This is a genomic window from Stenotrophomonas sp. C-A (assembly GCF_054030835.1).
Window position 1 is genome coordinate 4,533,247 of record NZ_CM132916.1, and the last position, 15,866, is coordinate 4,549,112.

Consider the following 15,866-nt stretch of genomic DNA (forward strand, 5'->3'; position numbering starts at 1 on the left):
TCCTGCCCTACGGATCGGATTACGATCCGCAGGGCAGCGGCGCTTTCCACTGTTCCATCTAGAGGTGAGCCATGATCGAGGTCCTACGCTTTCCAACATTCAGGAACCTGTTCGCTGCGCAGGTTATCGCGCTGATCGGCACGGGCTTGGCTACCGTGGCGCTCTCTCTTTTGGCCTATGACCTGGCGGGGGCTGAGGCGGGCGCTGTGCTAGGTACGGCTCTGGCAATCAAGATGATTGTCTACGTGCTGTTGGCCCCTCTGTCCGGAGCGATCGTCCCGGCAAATCTACGCAAACCGGTGCTTATTGCCCTCGACCTGGTGCGGGCGGGCGCGGCGCTTTGTCTGCCGTTCGTCAACCAGATCTGGCAGGTGTACCTGCTCATTGCCTTGCTGCAGTCGGCCTCGGCGTGCTTCACCCCTCTGTTCCAGTCGACGATCCCGGAAATCCTGAAGGAGGAACGCGACTACACCCGAGCACTGTCCCTGTCGCGCCTGGCCTATGACCTGGAGAGCCTGCTGAGTCCCGCGTTGGCCGCTGCTCTGCTGACGCTGATCAGCTTCCACGGCCTGTTCGCTGGTACGTCCGTAGGCTTCGTGATATCCGCCATGCTGGTGTTCTCAACTGCATTCCCCTTCGTTGCTCCTTCCCTGAGAAAGGACGGTCCCTACGCCCGCGCGATTCGAGGAATGCGGATCTACCTGAAGACGCCCAGGCTGAAAGGGTTGCTTGCCCTTAATCTGTGTGCGGCCGCCGGCGGCGCCATGGTGTTCGTGAACACTGTCGTCGTGGTGCGCAACGTTCTCGGCGGAGCAGAGTCACAGGTGGCATGGGCGCTGGCAGCTTTCGGTGGCGGTTCGATGCTGACGGCGCTTGTCCTCCCCAAGGTTCTCGATCGGGTGGCTGACAGGCGTGTGATGCTCTCCGCAGCCCTTGCAATGTGCATTGTACTTGTGACCCTCAGTCTTACCTGGCTGCTCTCGCCCTCCTCCATAGGTTGGCCCATCGTGCTCGCCGGCTGGGCATTGTTGGGGATGAGCTATGCGGGGCTGGTGACTCCTGGCGGCAGATTGCTGCGACGATCAGCGGAATCCACCGATCTGCCATTCCTGTTCGCAGCGCAGTTCTCTCTCTCCCACGTGTGTTGGCTGATTGCCTACCCTCTGGCGGGAACCGTGGGTGCGAAGTTTGGAATGCCAGTGGCGATCATGGCACTGGCAGTAGTCGGCATCGCCGGATTCGTGTTCGCCTGGAGAATCTGGCCCGCCCATGACCCGGACGAGATTTCCCACGGTCACGACGATCTGGCTGCGGACCATCCCCACTGGGCGGAACACGCCTCTTCCAACGGCAAGCATTCACATCGGTATGTCATCGACGACGTGCACCCTCGTTGGCCTGGATGACGGAAACTTGAACAAGGGGCGCGAGAGGGCATTTTCACCGCTCGCGCCCGACGTTGTCATATCGACTTTGCCAGAACAAGCCTCTAGTCTTTGCCCGTGCGATCCCTTCGTCTACCAACCAGCGTGCTGTTGCGCAGCTGCATCTTCATGATGCTGGTGGCGAGTCTGCTCGTGCGACCCGTCCTGAATCATCTGGGTGAGCTGCACGGCTTGCAGCACATCGTGCAGGCTGCGGTGGAACATGGTCACCCCCATGTTGGGGTGAGTGATGCCGCAGACCGTGATCTTGAACACGCGGTTGGATTGCACAGCCTGTTGCACCAGGCCGATCTGACGGCTTCTGTAGGCATCTTGGCCAGCCTTGCTGGACCCGCTCGAGTTGATCTGAGCGATATCCATCCCTGGCACCAGCCAGCGGCAGAGCTTCAGCATCATCGCTCATCCCTGTTCAGGCCTCCTATCGCCTGAGACCCAGGCATCGTGCTCGCACTGAGCAGAGGCTTGGCAGCGCCCGTCCAGTCAATCCTTACTGGACGTTCGTCGCTGCAAGAAATTATTCATTCGTTCCCCGCCCGGACCCCGCTTACGCGCAGTGATCCGTGTGACGTGCCGTGCGCGCCTTCTGCGCACTCGTAGCACGTTGCGCCGGTTCCCAGTGTCGTAGCGGATAGCTTTGGCGGAGGTCCGCTGACCGCATTCGTAGATCCTCATCATGATCCCCAGTTCTGAATCCGGGACGCTCTCGCGCGTCCTTCTCCAACCCCCACTACTGTCGCACTGGCCGCGAACTCTACTCGCACTGCTTTCCCTGTTCATGCTGCTACTCACAGCTGACGGGGCGTTGGCTCACGCGATCGCCGAAGGCGACAAGGGCTACATCCAGGAAATATCTGGAGTAAATCTGATCGCATTCGCCTATCTGGGCGCGAAACACATGGCCACCGGCTATGACCACATCCTGTTCCTCCTGGGCGTGGTGTTCTTCCTGTACCGGATGAAGCATGTCGCGCTGTATGTGACGCTGTTCGCGATCGGGCACTCCACAACGATGCTGCTGGGTGTGCTGTTCAACGTGGGCATCAACAGCTACCTGATCGACGCAATCATTGGTCTGTCTGTGGTCTACAAGGCCTTGGACAATCTGGGCGCCTACCAGCGTTGGTTCGGCTTCCAGCCAAACACAAAGGTTGCGACGTTGATCTTCGGCCTGTTCCACGGCTTTGGTCTGTCAACCAAGATCATCGAGTACGACATCTCACCCGATGGTCTGTTGCCCAACCTGCTTGCGTTCAACGTCGGCGTGGAGATCGGCCAGATCCTCTCGCTTGGCGCGATTCTGATCGCAATGGGCTACTGGCGCCGCACGCCCAGCTTCTTCAAGCACGCCTACACCGCCAATGCCGCCATGCTCTGCGCCGGATTCATTCTGATCGGCATGCAGCTCACTGGCTACTTCGTTTCCTGACTTTCAAGAGAACTACATCATGTACAACAGTAAGCCCGCCGAAGGCGACCTTCCCACCAGCCGCCAGCTGGGACGCACCACCGCAATTGCCGCCGGCATCGCCATCATCCTCCTGGTTGGAGTGGTGATGCCATCTGAGTACGGAATCGATCCCACTGGTGTTGGTCGGGTACTTGGTCTGAAGGAAATGGGGGAGATCAAGGAACAGCTTGCCGAGGAAGCGGCAGCTGACGCTGCGATGGACGCAAAGGCCGCCGAAGACGAGGCAGCCGCCCTGCTGACGCAGGTGTCCACGCAGAACCGTAAGACCGTTGAAGTTGCTCAGAAGCCTGCCGCGAGTAATGCGGCCACCGCTGCCGAATGGCGGGACGAAGAACAGGTTGTCCTGACGCCGGGCCAGGGCACCGAGATCAAGCTCGTCATGAAGGCGGGCGAGCGCGCCAGCTACCAGTGGTCTGTTGAAGGCGGCGTCGTGAACTTCGACACCCACGGAGACGGCGGCGGTCGAGCGATCAGCTATGAGAAGGGTCGAGGGGAAGCCACCAAGCAGGGGGTGCTCCTGGCTGCCTTCGATGGCAACCACGGATGGTTCTGGCGCAACAGGGGCGAGGAGCCCGTAACGCTTCTGCTCCGCACCGGAGGGGAGTACGAGTTGATCAAGAAGATGTAAACCGCAGCGGTGAGCGGTGGCCGGGTGCGCTTAAGGCCCGGCCACCGCCCTATGTGGGGTATTTCCGATGGGCTGCGCCCAGTTTCGGCCCCTCGACAACCCCAGCCAGCCCCGCTTAAGCTAACCCATATGCGTCTTTCCGCCCGCCACGGCCTTGCCCTCAGGATCAGCTTCTTTGCGCTGATGCTGTTGAGTGTCGTTGCGCGGCCGATGGTGATCCAGCTCAGCGAACTGCACGGATTGGAACATGACATCGCAGCAGCGGTGGATCATGGCCATTCACATGCCGGCGGTGCGGGCGACAATCTGGACCCGGATCACGCCACTGGCGCTCATGCGGTACTGCATCAGGCAGACGCGAGTTTCGCTGGAAGCTTGTTCACGCCCCACGTCTACCTGGCTTCACTACCGCTGGCCGGTGAAGTCCATGCTCTGCGACTTCTGAGGGTGCCTGCAGGGCACCCGGCGTCACCCTTCCGACCTCCGATCGTCTGACGACCCTAGCTGCGCTCTAGCAGCCTGAGCGCGCCTCCCGTGTAGCGGGACGCGGCGCGTCGTTCTGACTTTCTTTCCGGAGGCTTCCGTGAAATTCCGTAGTGTGTGGGCGCTGGCTGTTGCCGGCGCCTGCGGTGTGGCCCTTCCTGGCCACGCCGCCGAAGTGCTGCGCCTGGAGGATGCGGTTGCCCGCGCCCTTGGCACTCACCCAAGCGTGCAGGCAGATGCCGCACAAATAGAGGCGACAAAGAACCGTGCGGCGCGAGAGGGCTTAGCAGCCCCGTTGGTGCTCGGCGGAGAACTGGAGAACGTGGCCGGTAGTGGCAGCGTGCGAGGTATGGACGCTGCCGAGGCAACGTTCCGGGTATCCAAGATTCTGGAACTGGGTGGCAAGCGGGCGGCCCGCCAAGCGCTTGGCGGCGCGGAGGTCGATGCAGCCCAGCGAGAGGCTGATGTGACCCGGGTGGCCATCGCCACACGCACCGCTGGTCGATTCATCGACGTGCTTGCGGCGCAGGAGCATGTCGAGCATGCGGAAGAGCGGATTCGTATGGCCCGCGCGCTCCAGCGAGAGGTGGCCCGCTGGGTCTCTGCGGCACGGAACCCGGACTCAGACCTGAGGGCCGCTGAAATCGCCCTGGCCGATGCAGAGCTCAAGCGTGATCAAGCAGTCCAGCGGTTGGAGGCATCGCGCATGGCGCTTGCGTCTTCCTGGGGCTCTTTCACCGCTGACTTCGACACCGTCGCCGGCGATACAAACATCCTCCCCCCGCTGGATGACTACCAGACGCTGTCCGAACGCCTTCAGAACGCGCCACAGCAACGTGCCTTCGATGCCCAGTCCAGAATTCTTGCCGCGCGCCGCGATGTCGCCGTTTCCAGCGCGAAGCCTGACGTGAGTGTTGGATTTGGACTTCGCCGTCTTGAAGCAACGAAGGACAGTGGCTTGGTCATGTCGATCTCGGTTCCCTTGGGAACCCGGCGTCGATCAGCCTACTCGGTATCCGAAGTCGACTACGAACTGAGTGCGCTCAAGTCACGCCGTGAAGCACAAATGTTGGAGCTCAACCAGGAGCTGTTCGGAGTCTATCAACAGCTGCGCCAAGCGCAGTTGGAGGTCACCTCCGTTCGTGAGCGGCAGCTCCCCAAGGCGGAGCAGGCGATGAATCAGAGCCGTCGTGGCTTCGAGGAGGGTCGATTCTCCTATCTCGCATTGAGCCAGGCGCAGAAGACGCTGTTCGACCTTCGTGAGCGCGAAGTCGAGTCCGCCGCACTCTATCTCCGATTGCTGGTCGAGGCAGATCGCCTCACCGCCTCCGCCCAGGATATCCGCCCATGAATCGTTACGCCCTTCTTATGTTGCTTCCGCTGGCACTGGCCGCCTGTGGCGGTGAAAAGCCGGTTGAGAAAGAAGCCGCAGAGTCCACCGCCGCGGCCGGCGACTACGAGCGCGGCCCCAACCGCGGTCGCATGCTCCGCGATGGTGATTTCGCACTTGAAGTCACCGTCTATGAAACCAACACGCCTCCTCAGTTCCGCCTCTACGCCTATCGAAATGACAAGCCGATCTCACCGAATGAGGTGAAGGCAACAATGCAGTTGAAGCGCCTCGACGGTGAGGTCAATGATTTCACTTTCACCGCCGAAAACGACTATCTCGTGGGGAACGGCGAGGTCGTGGAACCTCATTCTTTCGACGTGAAGGCAGACGCAGTGGTAGGAGGAAAGACACACACCTGGTCCTATCAGTCCTATGAGGGCCGTACCACCATCGAGCCAAGCGCTGCCAAGGATGCGGGTGTGGTGGTGGAAGAGGCTACCGCTGGCACTATCCGCGATACGGTCACGCTGATGGGGAACATCGCGGTCAACACTGGCCGCCAGGCCGCCGTCAAAGCACGATTCCCAGGTATTGTCCGCAGCGTGTCGGTCGAGATGGGCCAACGCGTTTCCGCAGGGCAGACGCTGGCGACGGTTGAAGGCAATGACAGCATGCGCACCTACGCGGTGATTGCTCCCTTCAGCGGCATCGTTCTTGCGCGCAACACCAGTGTTGGTGATGTGGCCGCCGACAACACACTGTTCGACGTTGCCGATCTGTCAGAGGTCTGGGTCGATCTACGAGCTCTGGGCACTGACGCCGAGCGTCTCGCTCCAGGTCAAGCAGTGCGGATCCGTTCCGCCACGGGTGCCTTGGAGACTGAAGGTAGGCTCCAAAGCCTGCTTCCGCTGGCAAGCAGCGGCCAAAGCGTGGTTGCGCGCGTGAGTATCCCCAATGGTGACGGCAAGTGGCGTCCAGGAATGGCTGTCTCGGCCGAGGTCATCATTGCCGAGACACCTGTTCCACTGGCCGTCAAAGAGTCAGGGCTCCAGCGATTTCGCGACTTTACCGTCGTATTTGCGCAGGTGGGCGATACCTATGAGGTGCGCATGCTTGAGCTTGGAAAGCGTGATGGCGAGTGGGCAGAGGTTCTTGGCGGACTGAAGCCCGGAACGCGGTACGTCGCCGAGCAGAGCTATCTGATCCGTGCAGACATCGAGAAGTCTGGCGCCAGCCACGACCACTAAGGATCCATCATGCTAGAGCGAATCATTCGCGCGTCCATCGCGCATAGATGGCTTGTGCTGCTTCTGGTCCTGGCGCTGTCAGGCTTGGGCATCTGGAACTACAGCAAGCTGCCAATCGACGCCGTCCCTGACATCACCAATGTCCAGGTCCAGATCAACACCGAAGCACCGGGCTACTCTCCACTGGAGGCAGAGCAGCGGGTAACGTTCCCCGTCGAGACAGCCTTGGCCGGCTTAGCCAAGCTGGAGTACACGCGGTCCATCTCGCGTTATGGTCTCTCCCAGGTCACCGTTGTATTCGAAGACGGTACCGACATCTACTTCGCGCGGCAGCAGGTGGCCGAGCGCTTGCAGCAAGCCGCATCCCAGCTCCCAACTGGGCTGAAGCCAACGCTGGGCCCGGTCGCCACCGGTCTCGGTGAGATCTTCATGTACACCGTGGAAGCCGAGAAGGGTGCTGAAGAGACCTGGACGCCGATGGCGCTTCGTACCCTCCAGGATTGGGTGGTACGCCCCCAGATGCGACATCTGAAAGGTGTTACAGAGGTCAACACCGTCGGTGGCTATGTGCGGCAGTTCCACATCACGCCTGACCCGCGCAAGCTTCAGGCGTACGAGCTGACCATGCAGGATGTGATGGAGGCCGTGGCGCGCAGCAATGCGAACGTGGGTGCCGGCTACATTGAAAAGAGTGGTGAACAGTACCTTGTGCGCGTTCCTGGCCAAGTGGCGGACATGGACGGCCTGCGCAAGATCGTGGTCGCCAATCGCGAGGGGCTGCCGCTTCGCGTCGGTGACCTCGCAGACGTTCACGAGGGCACCGAACTGCGAACGGGTGCAGCGACCAAAGATGGCAAGGAAGTGGTACTTGGTACTGCATTCATGCTCATTGGTGAGAACAGCCGCGAAGTCGCTCAGCGAACCGCTGCCAAGCTGAAGGAGATCGACGAGACGCTTCCAGAAGGTGTCCGCGCGCATGCGGTCTATGACCGTACGGAGCTGGTCGACCGCACCATTGAAACCGTCAAGAAGAACCTACTGGAAGGTGCCCTGCTGGTCATTGCGGTGCTGTTCCTTCTGCTCGGAAATCTTCGCGCCGCACTGATCACGGCCGCGGTCATTCCTTTGACCATGCTGCTGACCATCTCCGGCATGGTCCAGAACCGTGTCTCAGCAAATCTGATGAGCTTGGGTGCGCTGGACTTCGGTCTGATCGTCGACGGCGCGGTCATCATTGTTGAGAACTGTCTGCGCCGCTTCGGCGAGCGTCAGCACGCCCTGGGGCGTCTGTTGACCCGGGATGAGCGCTTTGCTTTGGCCGCCAGCGCCAGTGCCGAGGTGATCAAGCCCAGCTTGTTCGGCTTGTTCATCATTGCCGCCGTCTACATCCCGATCTTTGCGCTCTCCGGCGTGGAAGGAAAGATGTTCCACCCGATGGCCCTGACCGTCGTTATCGCGCTGACTGGTGCGATGGCATTGTCCCTCACGTTCGTTCCCGCTGCGGTTGCTCAGTTTGTCACGGGCAAGGTCTCGGAGAAGGAAACCAAGGCTATGCGGGGCGTAACCAAGCTGTATGGCCCGATGCTGGAGCGGGCAGTCAGTGCTCGCAAACTGGTTGTGGGTGGTGCAGCCGTCCTCACCGTACTGGCGGGTCTTCTGGCCAGTCGCATGGGCACTGAGTTCATTCCGAATCTGGACGAAGGTGATATTGCGCTTCACGCGCTGCGCATTCCCGGCACTAGTCTGACGCAAGCCATCGGCATGCAGCGCCAGCTTGAAGCGACCATCAAGAAGTTCCCCGAGGTGGATGAGGTTGTCGCAAAGATCGGCACAGCAGAGGTAGCGACCGACCCCATGCCACCGTCGGTCGCAGACACCTTCATCATGCTCAAGGATCGCGACCAATGGCCTGATCCCCGCAAGCCAAAGGCGCAGCTCATTGCTGAGCTGGAGAAGGCTGTCCGAGCAATTCCCGGCAACAACTACGAGTTCACCCAGCCCGTGCAGATGCGCATGAACGAGCTGATTGCCGGTGTACGCGCCGAGGTGGCGGTGAAGTTGTACGGTGACGACCTGGATCAGCTGGCGCAGATCGGCAGCCAGATCGAGGACGCCGCAGGTTCCATCCCAGGCGCCGCAGACGTGAAGTTAGAGCAGATCAGTGGTCTGCCTCTTATGACCATCACGCCTGACCTGGGTGCTTTGGCCCGCTATGGCGTTTCGATCGACGAGGTCCAGAAGACCATCTCTGTTGCGCTGGGCGGTGAGGCGGTCGGTCAGGTCTTTGAGGGTGATCGTCGCTTCGACATCGTCGTTCGTCTGCCCGAGAACCTGCGTCAGGACACCCGGACGCTCGCATCGCTACCGGTAGCCGTCGCCGTCGGGGCCAGTTCCGGCGAACAGAGAGCGTTCGTTCCGCTGGGGCAGCTGGCTAAAGTTGAAGTTGCGCCAGGCCCAAACCAGGTCAGTCGCGAGAACGGCAAGCGTCGCGTCGTCATCACCAGCAACGTACGTGGTCGCGACCTTGGTTCGTTCGTAGAGGAGCTGCGAGAGAAGGTTGGTCAGGAGGTGCAGTTGCCGGAAGGCTACTGGATTGAGTATGGCGGTACCTTCGAGCAGCTCATCTCTGCCAGCAAGCGGCTGTCCGTGGTCGTGCCGGTCGTCCTGGTGATGATCTTCGGCTTGCTCTTCATGGCGTTCGGCTCGGGCAAGGATGCTGCCATCGTGTTCAGCGGCGTTCCACTTGCGTTGACCGGTGGCGTGGTGGCTCTGTGGATGCGTGACATACCCCTGTCCATTTCTGCAGGCGTGGGGTTCATCGCGCTGTCGGGCGTCGCCGTGCTCAACGGCCTGGTCATGATCAGCTTCATCAAGAGCCTTAGGGAACAGGGCACTCCCCTGCACCAAGCGGTAACCGAAGGTGCACTGACCCGGCTGCGCCCCGTGCTGATGACGGCCCTGGTTGCCAGCCTGGGCTTCCTGCCAATGGCCCTAAACGTTGGGGCTGGCGCGGAAGTTCAGCGCCCGCTGGCGACGGTCGTTATCGGCGGAATCATCTCCTCCACGCTGCTGACCTTGCTGGTGTTGCCGGCGCTCTATCGCCTCATCCACCGCGAAGGGGATGAGCGGAAGGAGGACGCAGCGTGAACCCGTCCATCTCAACCCCTCCCAGGAACATGCAGTTGACCATTTCCAAACGAACCCAAGCGTGGCTCTACCTGCTTGCAGCCATCCTTCTGCCTTGCGTTGCTTGGGCGCATGGCGTCAGTGAAGGCGACCAGGCCTTCCTGGAAGACAGTACCGGCCTGCAGCTCATCGCGTTCACGTACCTCGGCGCCAAGCACATGGTGACTGGATACGACCACCTCCTGTTTCTGTTCGGGGTGATCTTCTTCCTGTACCGGATGCGTGATGTCAGCATCTACGTGACGTTGTTCGCGATCGGCCACAGCACCACCTTGCTGCTAGGTGTCCTGGGCGGATTGCATGTGAATGCGTACCTGGTCGACGCAATCATTGGCCTGTCGGTTGTCTACAAGGCGCTGGACAACATGGGCGCGTTCAAGCGCTGGTTTGGGGTACAGCCCAACACCAAAGCCGCCGTGCTGATCTTTGGCTTCTTCCATGGCTTTGGTCTAGCGACAAAGCTGCAGGATTTCTCGCTCTCACCTGACGGGCTTGTCCCAAACATGCTCGCCTTCAACGTGGGGGTCGAGATCGGACAGCTGCTCGCGCTCGCAGGCATCTTGATCGTGATGGGCTTCTGGCGCCGCTTGCCGTCATTCCATCGACAGGCGTACAGCATCAACACCGCCCTTATGTGCGCCGGCTTCGTGCTTGTTGGCATGCAGCTCACCGGCTACTTCGTTTCCTGAATCTACAGAGGTACTCATGTCCATCACGCTTTCCAATCAGCTGCCCAGCACTCGCAAGCTGCTGAAATCCACCGCCCTGGCCGCTGCCGTTGCAGGGGTGATTCTGCTCACCACCGTGCTTCCCGCGGAGTACGGAATCGACCCTACGGGCGTAGGTAAGGTTCTGGGTCTGGACGCCCTAGCCTCCACTGACCAGGTAGAGGCCGTAGCTCCCCCAGTTCCGGCATCTGCTGGCAGCGCCGAAGCCGTCTCGGCGCTGTTCGAGAAGGCCAAGGTTGCCTTCGGGAGCAATGGCAAGCAGGCCTTCGAACCCGCCGCTGTCTCTCTCGCCAGCACTCCTTTACGGCAGGACTCACTGACGATCGAGCTTGCCCCTGGTAAGGGCCAGGAGGTGAAGGCCCATATGGCTCAGGGCGCTGGGATGGTTTTCAGCTGGAAGGCCACGTCTGATGTTGCCGTGGACATGCACGGCGAGCGTCCCGACGTGAAGGGCCCCTGGACCAGCTACGCCGTTGAAGGCGCCCAGCGTCAGGCCGAGGGAACGTTCATTGCTCCCTTTGAAGGTACCCATGGGTGGTACTGGCAGAACCGCGGCAGCACCCCCGTGATCATCGAGGTGCAAATTACCGGCTACCAAGCCGACCTCTACCAGCCGTGACACCCGGCATAACGCCGAAATCAACCTAGGAGAAGCAACATGAAGAATCGTTTTGCCCTCATCAGCGTCCTTTTCGCTTCCATTGCAGCGTCCGCATCGGCCTTCGCACATGATCCGGCGCTTCATGCCGAGTCGGAAGTGAAGGAGGCGCCTAAGGCAAAGCCTGCTACGTGTGAACAGCTGGCTGACCGGACGAAGTTCAAGGTGGATCTTGCCGATCCTCAGACCAAGGCGCTGAAGGACAGGTGCGACGCTCAGGCGCAGTCGGCTGCGAAGAAGAAGTAATTGATTGCGGCGAATGGTCCGGCTTGGGTGAAGTCGGACCATTCGTCTTTACCCTTGAGCCAAGCGAATAGTGCCAGCGTCGTCCTACAAATAGACCTCGGTTAGACCCTCATTCTTCCAACAGGCTCGCTCTCGAATGCTAGCGTTTGACCGGAGGATTGCGATTAGAGCCGCACTCGGGCTTACATTCTCCAAACCCGAGTGCGGCAAAGTTCATTTGCAATCATCGACGTGATCGAACGTGCTGAACCGAACGCAATCTCCTGACCTGATCAACCCGCCTTAGAAGCGCGCGGTCGCGCCCACAAAGAGCGTGCGTGCGCCGCCGTCGTAATTATTGCCTTCTTCAAGCGTGGAAACATCACCCAAGTTCAGTACGCCGACGCGCAAGGTCAGGTTTTCGTTCACATCGAGAGCGGTGACCAGATCCACCGTGGTGTATGCCTTGGCGAAGGTAGGTCTGGACGAAGACACAAGCTGCTTCCCGATGTGTTGCGCGCTGAGGTTAAGCGACCATGCATCGGACACGCTCCAGTTCAGCGAAGTGTTGGCGGTGATCTTCGGCACCACTAGCAGGCTGGCGCCGGTGGTGCGGTTCTTCGATTCCAACATGCGTGTGGCGTTGGTGGTCCAGCTCAGTCGCTCGTGCAGCGGCACGGTCACACTGGCTTCCACGCCTCGCGTGCGAGCCTTCTGGATGTTCTGCGCCACCGTCCACCAGAAGCCGTTTACGAAGCTAGTGTTCTGGCCTGGGATCTCGCGCAGCGGCACCTGTTCGATCTTGTCGTCGAAGTTGGTCAGGAAGTAGGTGGCCGATGCGGACCAGCCGTTCTGGTCGAAGCCCACGCCAAGCTCATAGTTGGTGCTGGTTTCCGGTTTCAGGTTCGGGTTACCGGCCATGTAGCAGCCGGTCGTGCCGTCGGCGTTGATCAGCCGGCTGTTCCAGCCTTCCGGGGTCAGGCTGCCGCAGCCGCGTCCCAGAGACTGGGTGGCCGCACCAGCGGTGCCCTGCTTAAGATTGGGCGCGCGGAACCCTTTGGAGACACCGCCGCGTACTGTCCATGCGTCTGCCGGGTGCCACACGCCGTAGATGCGCGGGCTCACGTTGTCGTCGTAGTTGTCGGTGTTGTCCCAGCGCACGCCCAGAGTCAGCACGAAGCGCTCGTGCAGGGTGATGTGGTCTTCGGCGAACAAGGCCCATGAGTCCGCTTCACTGGTCGGGCTGATGCGGCTGCTGCCGGTCCAAGTCACAGGTACGGTACCGATGGTGTCGCTGTTTTCCAGCTGCTCGCGCTTCCACTGACCACCCACGTTCAGGCTGTGCTCGAAGCCCCAATGGAAAGCGGTGGTGAAGGCAGTATCGAACACCGTTTCCTTCGAATGGTTGCCCACCGCACTGCCCTTGTCTTGGTAGTCGTTCCGCACAAGGGTGGTCTTGGAGGTGGTGGAGTCGCCGTAACGGCCATCATGGCCCAGCACGTAACCGGTCTGTACCAGCTTGGACAGACCCCAGGCATATACATCACCGCTGCCGGTGTTGCGCTGCACGCCGCGCGACCCTTCTATGGTCAGTGCGTGGTCATCGTTGAGGCGCCAGTGGAACTGCAGGTTGGCATTCTCCGCCTTGCTGCCCGGAGTCTGGCCCTCAAGGCGATCGGACTTGCGGTCGGTCACGTTGGCCCCGATGCGGATCCCCAGGTTGTCGGTCAGTGGGCCGCTGAAAAGGGCACCCATCTGCGTGGTATCACCGCGGGTGGATGAATCGGGCACGCTGTGGTTCAAGGTGACCGAGCCGCCCCAGTGGTCGGAAATCTTGCGGGTAATGATGTTGATCACGCCGCCCATCGCATCCGAACCGTATAGCGACGACATCGGGCCGCGCACCACTTCTATTCGTTCGATCATGTCCGGCGACAGCCAGTTCAGATCCTGCGGACCCAGGTCGTCGCGGTAGTTCACGCCGGAGGAGTTGCCCTGGCGGCGGCCGTCGATCAGGATCAGCGTGTACTGCTCGGGCAGTCCACGCAGGCGGATCTTCGACTGCGCTCCGGACAGTGCATAGCCACCGGTCACTCCAGGGACGGTACTCAGCAGCTGGCCGATGCTGGTGACCGGCTTACGCTCGATCTCCTCGCGGCTGATAACGCTAATGCTGGCTGGCGCATCCCTGATCCACTGCTGGGCACCGGTGGCGGTAACGACCAAGGTGTCCAACTGCTTGACGGAGGAGGCATGCGTCAAAGCTTCAGCGCTGGCATGCGAAGAAAGGGCCAGACCAATAGCAACTGTCAGCGTGGGAAGAGCAAGTCGTGACTTCAGGTATGTGTGCGACATCTCGGGGTAATCCGGTAACGGGCATTATTGCTGGGGAATGGCTGCCTCGCTTGATTCCGGAAAACGCCCATATCGGGTCGAGGGCTGGCTTGCGTCTTGAGGTCAGGTATCAAACTGTGGCCGACCGATGCTGTCTGGGCAGCACCTCAGCTGGACTGGCTCATGCTCCAAGTCGTCCATACGCCGGTCCGCAAGGTCCGCGGTTGCTGCAAGCAATAGACAATCTGCGAGGCTACATCCTGCGCGGCCATGAATTCGCTCAAACGGGGATCGTCGGCCGTGCGACCGTGACCCACGGCAAAAGATGTATGAGTACCTGCGGGGCAGATGGCACTCACGCGAATCCCATCTTTCCTTACTTCTCGGTCCAAGCCGCCCGCAAAAATGAGCTGGGCGGCCTTGGTACCTGCGTAGACGGCTTCGTCCGCCCCACTGCGATGAGCTGCGACGCTCGATACGATCAAAATATCCCCGCCACCAACGCTACGAAGATGAGGGAGGAAAGCACGTACCGTGAGGACCGTTCCGAGATAGTTGATTTCACACATTTCGATGACTTGATCATCGCTTGCGTCAGCGACTCCGCCGTAGTAGCCAACCCCGGCGTTGGCCACTACCGAATGTACGCTTCCAAAGTGATCAATGCCGCAAGATGCGAAGGCACCCACGCTATCCGGATCGCGCACATCCAGACGCATCCAGTAGGCGCGATCAGCGCCGAACTCATCCTGTAGCCGCTTGAAGTCACCTAAACGCCTGGATCCTCCAAGAACGCTTCCACCACTGCGTAAGATCATCTCCGCCGTTGCCAGTCCGATCCCCGAACCGGCGCCAGTAATGGCAACGCAGCGGTTTCTAAGGCTGTAACTTGCTTCTGTCAAGGTCTATCTCCTACGTTCGTTGGCGACCAGGTGTAGTTGAGTCATGAAAGGAGTTGGGGTCGTCTGTGACGCAAGTTAGGGGCGTGCAGCGCCACCTTCGGCCCCATACACCTGGCCGTTCGCATAACTGGCGTCGCTTGCCGCAAGTTGGACGAAGATTGAACCCAGCTCAGCAGGCTGACCTGCGCGTCCTAGCGGCTTGTCCCCCCCGAAGTTCGGAATCTTCTCGGATGCAGTCCCGCCACTGATCTGCAACGGAGTCCAGATAGGACCTGGAGCAACTCCGTTTACCCGAATCCCCTTAGGGCCAAGCTGCTTAGCCATCGAGCGAACGTAGCTAACCTGCGCACTCTTCGTCATCGCATAGTCGACCAGGTAGGGGGACGGATCGTAGCCCTGCTCAGACGTAGTAACGATGATGACGCTTCCAGGCGGAAGAGACACACGCAGTGCCTCTTGGGTCATCCATACCATTGCATTGATGTTGGTAAGGAAGGTGTTCTCGAGGTGTTCGTCGGTAATCTTTAGAATGTCCGGCTCCTGCTGCTGATACGCCGCGTTCAGCACCAAGGTGTCGATCGAGCCCAACGCCGATGCCGCCTTGCGCACAAGATCCAGGCAAAAGTCTTTGCTGCGAATATCACCAGGTAAAGCGTATGCCTGACGGCCGGTTGCGCGTATCAGCGCAATAACTTCACGCGCATCTTCCTCTTCTTCAGGCAAATAGTTGATGGCCACATCGGCACCCTCGCGGGCGTATGCAATGGCAGCGGCCCGACCGATTCCTGAGTCTCCTCCCGTAATCAGTGCCTTGCGGCCTTCAAGGCGCCGATTGCCTCGATAGGTTTTCTCACCGTGGTCCGGCAGCGGACGCATCTTCGACGCAAGCCCCGGCCAAGGCTGTTCTTGGCGCGGGTAGGGTGGCCGAGGATATGCCTGCCGAGGGTCGATCAGGCCGGCTCGCGGGCGGCCCTGACCCTGCGCCTCCGAGAGTACCGCAGCGGGCACAGCACCGAATGCCGAGGAAGCAGCAATTCCGCTGGCGATGGCCACACTGCTTCCCGCAATAAACTGTCTGCGGCCGATGACCGGCGTGGCTTCATCGTCGTGCTCAGGCAAATCACTATTCGAATTTGACATGTTCATCCCAGTTGATTGGTCACTCTGGCCCAAGCAAATTTGAGTACAGCGACCGTGGAGGAGACGCAACTTTACTGCGGCGAACATGC

The 15,866-nt window shown here is 60.4% G+C and carries 14 protein-coding genes; 10 read left to right on the forward strand and 4 right to left on the reverse strand.

Translation table 11 applies throughout. From position 1 onward, the window contains the following. Positions 1-71: 71 nt before the first annotated feature. Entirely contained in the window at positions 72-1,406 is a 1,335-nt protein-coding gene (locus tag ACW5IY_RS21040; protein WP_008267238.1) for an MFS transporter, read from the forward strand. Between the two features lie 111 nt (positions 1,407-1,517). Here the strand turns inward: ACW5IY_RS21040 and ACW5IY_RS21045 are convergent, their stop codons facing one another. Next, complete coding sequence (locus ACW5IY_RS21045; protein WP_008264507.1) at positions 1,518-1,841, reverse strand: hypothetical protein; 324 nt, start codon at positions 1,839-1,841, stop codon at positions 1,518-1,520. Positions 1,842-2,220: 379 nt separating this feature from the next. Here ACW5IY_RS21045 and ACW5IY_RS21050 point away from each other — a divergent pair, with 379 nt between their 5' ends. The 9 genes from ACW5IY_RS21050 (at position 2,221) to ACW5IY_RS21090 (ending at position 11,422) form a co-directional block, all read left to right on the forward strand. Beyond that, positions 2,221-2,871, forward strand: a complete 651-nt coding sequence (locus ACW5IY_RS21050; protein WP_223224807.1) for a HupE/UreJ family protein — start codon at positions 2,221-2,223, stop codon at positions 2,869-2,871. Positions 2,872-2,890: 19 nt separating this feature from the next. Then, positions 2,891-3,541 (forward strand): hypothetical protein, encoded by a 651-nt coding sequence (locus ACW5IY_RS21055; protein WP_008264806.1) that lies wholly within the window; start codon positions 2,891-2,893, stop codon positions 3,539-3,541. Positions 3,542-3,670: 129 nt separating this feature from the next. Continuing rightward, a complete protein-coding gene (locus ACW5IY_RS21060; protein WP_075075811.1) occupies positions 3,671-4,036 on the forward strand; it encodes a hypothetical protein in 366 nt (121 codons plus the stop codon). A gap of 88 nt (positions 4,037-4,124) precedes the next feature. After that, the gene (locus ACW5IY_RS21065; RefSeq protein ID WP_075075812.1) at positions 4,125-5,375 is read left to right on the forward strand and encodes a TolC family protein; all 1,251 of its coding nucleotides are present in this window, start codon (positions 4,125-4,127) and stop codon (positions 5,373-5,375) included. Then, entirely contained in the window at positions 5,372-6,604 is a 1,233-nt protein-coding gene (locus tag ACW5IY_RS21070; RefSeq protein ID WP_040006894.1) for an efflux RND transporter periplasmic adaptor subunit, read from the forward strand. Before ACW5IY_RS21065 ends, ACW5IY_RS21070 begins: the two co-directional genes overlap by 4 nt. Positions 6,605-6,613: 9 nt before the next feature. Then, entirely contained in the window at positions 6,614-9,751 is a 3,138-nt protein-coding gene (locus tag ACW5IY_RS21075; RefSeq protein ID WP_032961302.1) for an efflux RND transporter permease subunit, read from the forward strand. 29 nt (positions 9,752-9,780) lie between these two features. Further along, positions 9,781-10,479, forward strand: a complete 699-nt coding sequence (locus tag ACW5IY_RS21080; protein ID WP_008264906.1) for a HupE/UreJ family protein — start codon at positions 9,781-9,783, stop codon at positions 10,477-10,479. 16 nt (positions 10,480-10,495) lie between these two features. After that, on the forward strand, positions 10,496-11,137 hold the full coding sequence (locus ACW5IY_RS21085; RefSeq protein ID WP_032961297.1) for a hypothetical protein: 642 nt from the start codon (positions 10,496-10,498) through the stop codon (positions 11,135-11,137). Positions 11,138-11,176: 39 nt separating this feature from the next. Beyond that, the gene (locus tag ACW5IY_RS21090; protein WP_008267212.1) at positions 11,177-11,422 is read left to right on the forward strand and encodes a hypothetical protein; all 246 of its coding nucleotides are present in this window, start codon (positions 11,177-11,179) and stop codon (positions 11,420-11,422) included. A gap of 282 nt (positions 11,423-11,704) precedes the next feature. On the opposite strand, the gene ACW5IY_RS21095 is transcribed toward ACW5IY_RS21090, so the two are convergent. The 3 genes from ACW5IY_RS21095 to ACW5IY_RS21105 form a co-directional block, all read right to left on the reverse strand. Beyond that, positions 11,705-13,756, reverse strand: a complete 2,052-nt coding sequence (locus ACW5IY_RS21095) for a TonB-dependent receptor domain-containing protein (protein WP_080347466.1) — start codon at positions 13,754-13,756, stop codon at positions 11,705-11,707. 146 nt (positions 13,757-13,902) lie between these two features. Further along, positions 13,903-14,637, reverse strand: a complete 735-nt coding sequence (locus ACW5IY_RS21100) for an SDR family oxidoreductase (protein ID WP_075075813.1) — start codon at positions 14,635-14,637, stop codon at positions 13,903-13,905. Positions 14,638-14,712: 75 nt separating this feature from the next. Further along, a complete protein-coding gene (locus tag ACW5IY_RS21105; RefSeq protein WP_008266446.1) occupies positions 14,713-15,777 on the reverse strand; it encodes an SDR family oxidoreductase in 1,065 nt (354 codons plus the stop codon). Between the last annotated feature and the right edge of the window lie 89 nt (positions 15,778-15,866).